This window comes from Candidatus Omnitrophota bacterium (assembly GCA_023819145.1).
Taxonomy (GTDB): Bacteria; Omnitrophota; Gorgyraeia; order DTHP01; family DTHP01; genus JBFWKV01.
Map to the genome: position 1 here is coordinate 1 of JAMWCW010000020.1, position 8,448 is coordinate 8,448.

The window sequence follows — 8,448 nt, forward strand, 5'->3', positions numbered from 1 at the left end:
TTAAATAGGGTTTTACTTTGAGCTCAATCAATATTTTATCATTAACCACTAAATCTGGCACATATACTCCCACTTTTTCATCTTTAAATCTGACTTCTATCTTCTTATCTATCTCCGGAAATAAGCCCCGCTCTTTTAATTCTTTAACCAGAGCCTTCCGAATTACCGATTCCTTAAAAGCTCCTCCAAATTCTTTCTATACACAAAAACACGCCCCTCTTATTTGATATGATTCTTCTTTATATAATAATTTCTCCATTTCCGCGTGGTCATCAGTGTCAATCTGCCTCTACGCCTTTTCTGCGTATATCTGCGTTGTTATCTGCATCATTCTGCTTCTATGTTTTTATTCTCCCGAGGTATAAAAATTCCTCAACTGAATTTCCGAAGTTAAGATTACATCCTGTTCTGGTTGAGGCATATCCATTACTAAATTCACACGCACGGTACGAATCTCATTTGCCGAAGCAGGGGTGCTTCCTATTTTATTATAATAAGTAAAAGTTAAATTATTGACATAATTGGCAAGGGAAATAAAATCGTCACTTGCTTCCGCGCTGGTTTTTTCACTCCTCAAAAGGGAATTATTGGCAAGTTTATATTCCACAATATAGGTAGTTCCTCCTAAGACCACATTGAATTTTATATTATTTGCCGTCCAGGTAGTCACCGTAAAGCGCTCTGCCTGACGCAATTCCCGGGAAAGCCTTTCCAAGGCAATTCTTCCTCTATCCACAATATCGGTTCTGGCAGTCCCCCCCGTCCAGACCTTAAGTCCCTGGGTAAGCATAAAGGTAAGCCCTAAGGAAATAATTCCTACAATAGCAATGGCAATGAGTAACTCAACGAGGGTAACAGACTTCTTTATCGCTAAAACACGCGAAAGCCAACGCGAAAATACGCTAAATTTTCGTCCTTGCAGTATCATAGACACGTCGAATAATCTCAACTTTATTTGCTGAGCCAAAATTAATTAGATAACCCACTTTATACATCGAAGATTTAAGATAATGCCAGAATTGCCTGATATCCTCTTTGGTTAAGAAGGGCTTCGCCTTTAATTCAATTAGAATTTCATCATTAACAATTAAATCCGGTGCATATGTTCCTACCTTTTTATTCTCATAAAATATTTCTATATGTTTATTTTTTTCTATATCTAATCCTTTATTCTTCAAGGCAACTATATAAGCATTATGATAAACATTCTCTTTATGTGCGTTTCCCAATTTCTTATAAATATCAAATGCTACTCCTTGTATTACATATGACAAATCTTTGGTAAACTAGCTCTGCCATTTTCGCGTCTTTTCGCGTTATATTTTAGCGTTTTTTAGCGCTACTGTATTTACTCCAACCCCTCGTAGTCCGTCTTCAGCATTATCAAATTCACCTGGGGAACAATTCCCCGATTATCAATTACACTCACCAGAATCCGCTTATAATCTCCACTGCTTACTATCTGATCAAGATTCAAGGAATTGACATAATTTACCATATACTGCAATTTAAAACCTTCGGCGGTAGCATTATTTACATAATAAGTTCCTAATACCAGGTCATTAAATTTCTTGGGCATTACATACTTTTCCATCACCTGTTGAGCATAATTTACAGCAATTACCCTTCTCTGTCCGGCTAAAATCCCTTTCATCCCTTGAGTAAAGGCATTAAAAAACAAAGCCACTCCCATACTCAAAACCGCAATAGCAATAAGAATTTCTACCAGTGTAAAACCGTTTTTGCGTCTTTGCGTCTTTGCGTTATTGCGTTTGGTGTTAAAGAGAGATTTAATCAATCCAGAGTCAATTTGAGAAACCTTATCTATTTTCCAGGCTTCTAACTCTTCAATTCTTTTTATCCTCATAGCCCAATATTCTCTACAACGCTATAACACTATAACGCAATAACACTATAACGAACCTATTCTATGGTCACCTCTCCGGTTACCCGATTCACCGTGATTGTAAGTGTATGATTTCCGCAGGACAAAACTATCGTTCCATTTGCCGACAAGTTCTCTGTCCCTACTTTGGACCTTCCTGAGGAATCAAAACTGAATTTGGAAGAGTTGGTAATGGTTGAACCATCAAAATCCACTGAAGAAATCTTTACTCCCTTAAATTCCGATAGATTATCAAAATCATAATTAATATCCTGATAACCCTTGGCCGGGTCCTTCAAATAACCGATTACTCCCTGAGCCCAAGTTGCGCCGTTAATTGTGCCATTATTGCCATAACCTGAGGAATCATAGGCAGTTGTGCCTTGTCCCTCATCCAATTTCCACCAGCCAACAAGTCCTGCCCGATTTTGCGGTTTTTTGTAGGTATAGGAATATTGAATCTCCTCTTGAGTCAAAGCCCGATTGTAGATGCGGACTTCGGAGATGAGGCCGTTAATATAATATGAACTTGCGTATTGTCCCAAGAGCATACCGGTTCCACTACTTCTCACATTGCCCGTTTGAGATTGAGAGCTTTGGAAGGAACCATTAACATAACCTTTTATTAGTGCTCCATCGTAAGTCATAACTAAATGATACCATGAGCCTGTGGTTATGCCCGAAGAAATATTAAATACAACTCCTGTGCCACTAGTGTTTGTAACGCCTAGTCTGAACTCGCCAGTTTCCGTCTTGTAATCAATCTCTGCGTCTGTACTCCCTTTCATTGCTACGACTTGCCAGTTACCTGTGTTAGCAGAGGGTTTTACCCAGGCTTCAAGCGTTATTCCGCCCATTCCACCGGAAGGGTCTATGCTTGCAGAAGTTGCTATACTCACATAATCATTGCCATCAAAATTTAGTCCTGCCTGATAAATCTTATAGGTCTCATTGGTTGCATCAAATTCACAAGTAATATTCCTCTGCTCCAGTTTTGCTCTCTCCTGAGCAAGTCTGATATGGCTAACCAACTGCCTTCCCGCTGCTAATACCTTTGCCTTCTCAATTCCCGAAAGCATCCTCCCAGTGATTGCCATTCCCACAACGGCAATGATTACCAAAACCAACATCAACTCAATCAAAGTTACCCCAATAACGCAACATTTTAAGCAATGCTTATTTTTTCGCATTATTTTTCTCAGTTTTTATGCCTAACAATGTAACTGATTTCTCCTCCAACTATGGTCTTTATTTATAAACACTATGTGTACCAATATCATAATAGAGAACGGTCTCATCATTAATAAATCGAAACAAAATTCGGTACTGATAATCTACAGAATATGACCAATAATCTCTCAATCTTCCCTTGAGTTTGTGAGTTTTAAGACGTGGATCAAAGGGATTGGTTTTGAATATCTTTTCTCTCTTTTTAGCACGCAATTTTATTTCTTCAGGTAAGCTTTTATATGCCTTAATAAAATGAGTGGTAGGATAGATTTTGGTAATCACCATTTATTTATCAAGTTCCGATAATGACTGAATAGGCTTCAATTTATCTTTGCGATATTCCCTCTCTCCTTTACGGATAACCTTCAAGATTTGTGCTTCTTCTAAGAGACGCAATATTTTCATATACTTTTTTGCGTCTATAACCACAGCAGTGCGTTTACCATTTTCATCTACAATAAATTTCTCATGAAAAATTGTCCGCATTTCTTCACCTCCTAGTTCAAATTTTACCATAATCTGAAAGAAATCCACAAGAAAAAATCCTCTTATTTTTCAATCGCATAAATTGGACCGGTTTCATTTCTTCTTAATGTACCATTTTAAGCAATGCTTATTTTGTCGCATTATTTATTTTCTCCAAGTTTTCCCTGGCAGTTTCATTCTCAGGCTCAATCTCTAAGACTTTTTCAAAAGCACGCCTTGCCTTCTGATTCTCTCCTTTTGCCAGATAACAGAAGCCTAAGTTATTATAAGCCTTAACATTCTCAGGTTCAAGCTGGATGGTTTCCCGATAAGCTGAAATTGCGCTCTCAATTTGTCCCATTGCTTGAAACACCGAACCCAAATTGAAATGATACTCTGCTCTTGCCCGGTTTATCCCAATTGCCTTACTGAATTCTTTCAGTGCCTTGCGATAAAGTCCTTTTTCAAAATAGATGCAACCTAAGTTATTATGTGCTTCCGCAGACAAACCCCCTTTCCCTGAAGTAGCCATCTTATATTCCCTTATCGCTTTCTCCTTCTCTCCCAATTTTTCATAAATAAAACCTAAATTGGCATGGGTTGAAGGAAGGTCGGGATTAACTAAAAGTGCATTTTCATAATAGTCAAGGGCTTTTTCCAAATTACCTTCTGCCTGATAGGTTGCTCCGAGATTATTATAAAGTTCTCCCAGATAAGGATTAACTTTAATTGCCCTTTCATATTCAAAACGTGCCAGGTCTATTCTCCCTATTAAATCAAAAAATACTGCCTTTTTAAAATAGGAAAGTGGATATATTCTTTTTTGCCTGAAGGGAAAGGTCTTTATTTCCATTTCCGGTTCAGAATCCTGCCAATTATTAAAATCAATGGCATATTTTTCAATCACCGACTTGTTTTCTTCACTATTTTTTACAAAAACCAAAGCCTTGGCATCAAAAAAAACCAAGCGCCAGTTTTTATCATTCATCAATCTGCCCAGTAAAACTTTGCTGGAATTAATATCTAGGAGAAAATAATTCAGGTCATAATCTTTAACCAATTGCTCAAATGTATAGGGGTATAAAAAAACTTCAGCATAAAATTGGAGATGGTCTTCAGTATAAACTCCGGTTCTTCCATCTACAAAGACTTTCAATTTAGGCCAAGCACGCCAGATAAAATAACTACCAAAACCAAAGTTATTAAAACCATTTCCCCGAATATTATTCTTTAGAATAAAATCAATCGCCTCCTTGGGATGAATAGGACTCTCCTTTCTAAATCCTAAGCGATTTTGAATTTCCCCATCCATTGTAAATGCAGAAAAAATTGTTTCCAGAGAAAAATAAATACAACCTAAAATGACTAAAGAATAAAAAGTGCCGGCAATAAAAATTTTCTTCCAGTGATGAGCAAATTTTAAAAAACCATTTTTCCCCTTAAAGAAATTGCCTAAGTTATCCATCACCATGGGCATAGTTACGATGGCAAAGAAAGCCACATTGCGTATGGCAAGGAGTGAAAAATAAAGGAAAAGAAAATATAAAAAGAGATTTCCCAGATTTATACGCCGATAGTTGAGTATAAAGGAAAACTGCGAAATAAGAATAAGAATTTTATAATAAATGAGGCTGAGTCCAAAGATTTCTCCCTCAATAAAAGGAGGTCTTAACTCCACAATCCCCCCGGGGAAAATATCTAAATGCCTATAGGCAAAATTAAATATAGAAAAATATTCCTTGAAAATTTTTATTCCCCAGGGGTTAACACTTGTAAAAATAATTGTCCACAATCCTACACAGAGAAGAATCTTGAATTTTTCTTTATCCAAAAAAGAACTATTATTCCATTCCCAGACAAGTTTTACTTTTAAATTGATATACTCTGCAAAGATATAAATCCAGAGAAAGATTATTCCGAGAATAGCAAAAATGTGAAGATTAACCCAAATAATTTGTAGAGGTAAAATCATCCAGATCAGTTTTGTATTTTCTTTGCGGAATTTAAAAATGATATAGAGATAAATTAGAGCAAATAAAAAGCTGAACATCTCCGGTCTCTCCACAATCCTTTCTTTAGAAACTAAGATAGCAAAAAATAAAAGAATTATACTCAGTAGATAATTATGGGATTGCTTATAGAGAAAAAAGAATAGAAAGGAAAATATGGAGGAAAAAACAACAATTCTTAATATAACCAATCCTGGCATACCTCCAAATTTATAAAATAAATAATTAACTACACCAAACAACCAATCGGCATTAAACCAGGGATGTCCTTCAGAGGTATAGGAATAGATATCGGCTTTGGGAATTTTAAGATTTTTCAGGATATACTCACCGGTTTTCAAATGTATCCAGATATCTAAGTCCCAGATTCTTGAACTGGATAAAATGGCCACCCATCCCAAAATAAAAATCAAAAAAATAATGTTACATTTCATACATTGCATATTTGTTTCATTATTTAAGTTTTTTCAGGTTTTCTTTTGCCTCCTCTAAGTTAGGGTCAAGTTCTAAGGCATGCTTTAATTCCTTTTCTGCCTCTTCATATTTCCCCAGTTCTATAAGACAGGCAGCAATATTATTGTAGATAATTGCCAGAGTGGGTTCAAGGTCTCTTGCTTTATAAAATGCATCCAGCGCCTGATTTACTTTCCCCATATCTAACAACACCAATCCTTTATTATAATAGAATTCAAAACGGTCGGGTTCTAAGAAAATCGCCCGTTCAAAATATAAAAGTGCCTGACGCAGAAGCCCTTTTTTACGGTAAATATCTCCCAAATGGTTATAAAGGGTAGCATTGGGAGGACCCCAGGGAGGAAGAACTTTTTTATAAAGCTTGAGTGCAGCCTCTAAGTCTCCTTTTGCTTGATAGATTGCTCCCAAATTTAAAACCGCATTGATCAAGCGCGGATTTATCTCTAATGCTTTTTGATAATATTCTCGGGCTAATTCAACTTTACCTTGGTTTTGATAAATTACCCCTAAGTTATTATAGAAACCTGCAATCTTAGGATTTATTTTTAATCCCAAGAGATACTCTTGTTCTGCTTTTTCATAAAGCCCAAGTTTTAAGAAAAGCTCTCCCTTAGAAAAACAGGATATGGGAAAAGGCTTTTTTCTTAGATTACTGTAGTCTCCAAGAGATTCAGGGGGAAGTTTTTCTAAATCGAGTCTGTATCTTTCAATCAATTCTTTATTCTGGAGAATATTTTTTATAAATATTGCCCCCTCATGGCTAAAATAGACCAAACGCCAGTGATCTCTATCTTCGTAAAGTTTCTTAAATAAATTATGGGCATTGATGTCTAAGAGAAAATAGTCTATTTTGTATCTTCCAATTAAGTCTTCCAATACCGAGGGATAGAGGTGAAGATCCGCATAATAACGCAAGAGTTCCTCCCCGTAAACATCGGTTCTTCCATCAATAAAAACCTTTCTCTCAGGAAAACATCTGTAAATAAAATAAGCTCCAAAGCCAAAAGAATTAAAAATATTTCCACGAATATTATTTTTTATAATAAAATCAATCTGTCCATCAGGATAAAAACAAGACTTATGCAAACCAAATTTCTTCTCCAATTTACCTTCAACATAATAGGTAAAGGAAATTTCTTGATAAGCAGTAATAATTACCGTAATTAAAATATACAAAGAAATAATACTTTTTATCAAAAATTTTGAGAATTTAAAAGTTCCTGTTTTGGGAAAAGGCCGTATGTAAAATAAAAAATCATTCAAATTCTTTACCGAGATTACATAACCAAGCATACTGAAAAGAACAATATTGCGGATAGAGGATAAAGATAAATGGAGAAAAATAACATAGAAAAAGAATGAACTTAAGTCTATTTTTCTATAATTTAAAATAAAAGTAACCATGCTTATAAGTATAAAAATCTTATAGTAAAAATAACCTCCTGAAAGGATTCCCGTGCGTGAAAAGGGAGGGACAAGCTCACTTATCCCTCCGGCAAGGATATCCCGATGATTGCCAATAAAACGGAAAAGATTTAAGGCAAGAAGAAATACTTTATATCCAAAAGGATTAATAAAACTCGCCAGAAGACAGAAAAAAAATATCTTCAAAAAAAGAAAATAATCCCTATTTTTAAAAATACAATTTTTATTCCAATCCCAGGGAAGAATTATCTTCCAGGAAATTAGGTCCCCAAGCAAAAAAATTGCGAAAATTCCCAATCCCACAAAGGAAAAGACATGGAGATTTGTCCAGAGAATTTGCAGAAAGGGTAAAAGAAAAATTGCTTTTGTTTTTTTTGTGCGAAAATCGTAAATAATTTTTAAATAAAGAGCAATAAATAAAAAACTGACAAATTCTGGACGCTCATAAAATCTTTCCTTAGCGGATAAAATGGTAACAAGAAAAAGAGGAAGGTAAAAGAGAGTATTTTCTTTTTTATACCCTATCAAGAAAAGAATAAAAAATGATAAAAGAATAAAGAGGGTTTTAATTATAATTATTCCCGGAAAACCCCAGAAGCGATGGATTAAATAGATAAAGACCTGAAAGAGCCAGTGAGGATTAAGCCAAGGTCTTCCCTCAGCAGTATAGGAATAGAAATCTGTGTGCACAAATTGCCGGTTTTTTAAGATGTATTCTCCAGTTTTTAAATGCACCCAGATGTCTAAATCAAAGATATTGCGGAGGGAAAAAATAAAGATTAAAAAAAAACAGATAAAAATAAGAAAAAATCTGGCTCTTTTCTCAGACATAGGGTGGTAAATATCTACCAGTCATTGGTTGTATTTATGCCGTCGGCAGCCACAGTTCGGCAAGGAAGAATTGTCCTTCCCTTGGAAGTGGTAGAGCCAGTGGCATTGTAATTTCCATAAATCCAACCT

At 35.4% G+C, this 8,448-nt stretch carries 8 protein-coding genes; all 8 read right to left on the reverse strand.

Translation table 11 applies throughout. The annotated features are described in order from the left end of the window. Positions 1 to 346 precede the first annotated feature (346 nt). The 8 genes from NC818_07330 to NC818_07365 all read right to left on the reverse strand — a co-directional run bounded on the left by NC818_07330 (position 347) and on the right by NC818_07365 (position 8,319). Positions 347 to 928, reverse strand: a complete 582-nt coding sequence (locus NC818_07330) for a prepilin-type N-terminal cleavage/methylation domain-containing protein (protein MCM8784553.1) — start codon at positions 926 to 928, stop codon at positions 347 to 349. After that, the gene (locus tag NC818_07335; protein ID MCM8784554.1) at positions 903 to 1,274 is read right to left on the reverse strand and encodes a GxxExxY protein; all 372 of its coding nucleotides are present in this window, start codon (positions 1,272 to 1,274) and stop codon (positions 903 to 905) included. Before NC818_07335 ends, NC818_07330 begins: the two co-directional genes overlap by 26 nt. A 74-nt stretch (positions 1,275 to 1,348) precedes the next feature. Next, positions 1,349 to 1,867: a prepilin-type N-terminal cleavage/methylation domain-containing protein gene (locus NC818_07340; GenBank protein ID MCM8784555.1), complete on the reverse strand. Its 519-nt coding sequence runs from the start codon at positions 1,865 to 1,867 to the stop codon at positions 1,349 to 1,351. 56 nt (positions 1,868 to 1,923) lie between these two features. After that, positions 1,924 to 3,075, reverse strand: a complete 1,152-nt coding sequence (locus tag NC818_07345) for a hypothetical protein (protein ID MCM8784556.1) — start codon at positions 3,073 to 3,075, stop codon at positions 1,924 to 1,926. 58 nt (positions 3,076 to 3,133) lie between these two features. Next, positions 3,134 to 3,400, reverse strand: coding sequence for a type II toxin-antitoxin system mRNA interferase toxin, RelE/StbE family (locus NC818_07350; GenBank protein MCM8784557.1), 267 nt, complete (start codon positions 3,398 to 3,400; stop codon positions 3,134 to 3,136). After that, positions 3,401 to 3,601, reverse strand: coding sequence for a hypothetical protein (locus NC818_07355; GenBank protein ID MCM8784558.1), 201 nt, complete (start codon positions 3,599 to 3,601; stop codon positions 3,401 to 3,403). Between the two features lie 127 nt (positions 3,602 to 3,728). After that, complete coding sequence (locus NC818_07360; protein ID MCM8784559.1) at positions 3,729 to 6,023, reverse strand: tetratricopeptide repeat protein; 2,295 nt, start codon at positions 6,021 to 6,023, stop codon at positions 3,729 to 3,731. A 19-nt stretch (positions 6,024 to 6,042) separates the two neighbouring features. After that, a complete protein-coding gene (locus NC818_07365; GenBank protein MCM8784560.1) occupies positions 6,043 to 8,319 on the reverse strand; it encodes a tetratricopeptide repeat protein in 2,277 nt (758 codons plus the stop codon). Between the last annotated feature and the right edge of the window lie 129 nt (positions 8,320 to 8,448).

What these genes read in the sequence shown, in the direction of transcription:
- NC818_07330 (MCM8784553.1), bottom strand. Translation starts at nt 928, where the DNA reads ATGATACTGCAAGGACGAAAATTTAGCGTATTTTCGCGTTGGCTTTCG.
- NC818_07340 (MCM8784555.1), bottom strand. Translation starts at nt 1,867, where the DNA reads ATGAGGATAAAAAGAATTGAAGAGTTAGAAGCCTGGAAAATAGATAAG.
- NC818_07345 (MCM8784556.1), bottom strand. Translation starts at nt 3,075, where the DNA reads ATGCGAAAAAATAAGCATTGCTTAAAATGTTGCGTTATTGGGGTAACT.
- NC818_07350 (MCM8784557.1), bottom strand. Translation starts at nt 3,400, where the DNA reads ATGGTGATTACCAAAATCTATCCTACCACTCATTTTATTAAGGCATAT.
- NC818_07355 (MCM8784558.1), bottom strand. Translation starts at nt 3,601, where the DNA reads ATGCGGACAATTTTTCATGAGAAATTTATTGTAGATGAAAATGGTAAA.
- NC818_07360 (MCM8784559.1), bottom strand. Translation starts at nt 6,023, where the DNA reads ATGAAATGTAACATTATTTTTTTGATTTTTATTTTGGGATGGGTGGCC.
- NC818_07365 (MCM8784560.1), bottom strand. Translation starts at nt 8,319, where the DNA reads ATGTCTGAGAAAAGAGCCAGATTTTTTCTTATTTTTATCTGTTTTTTT.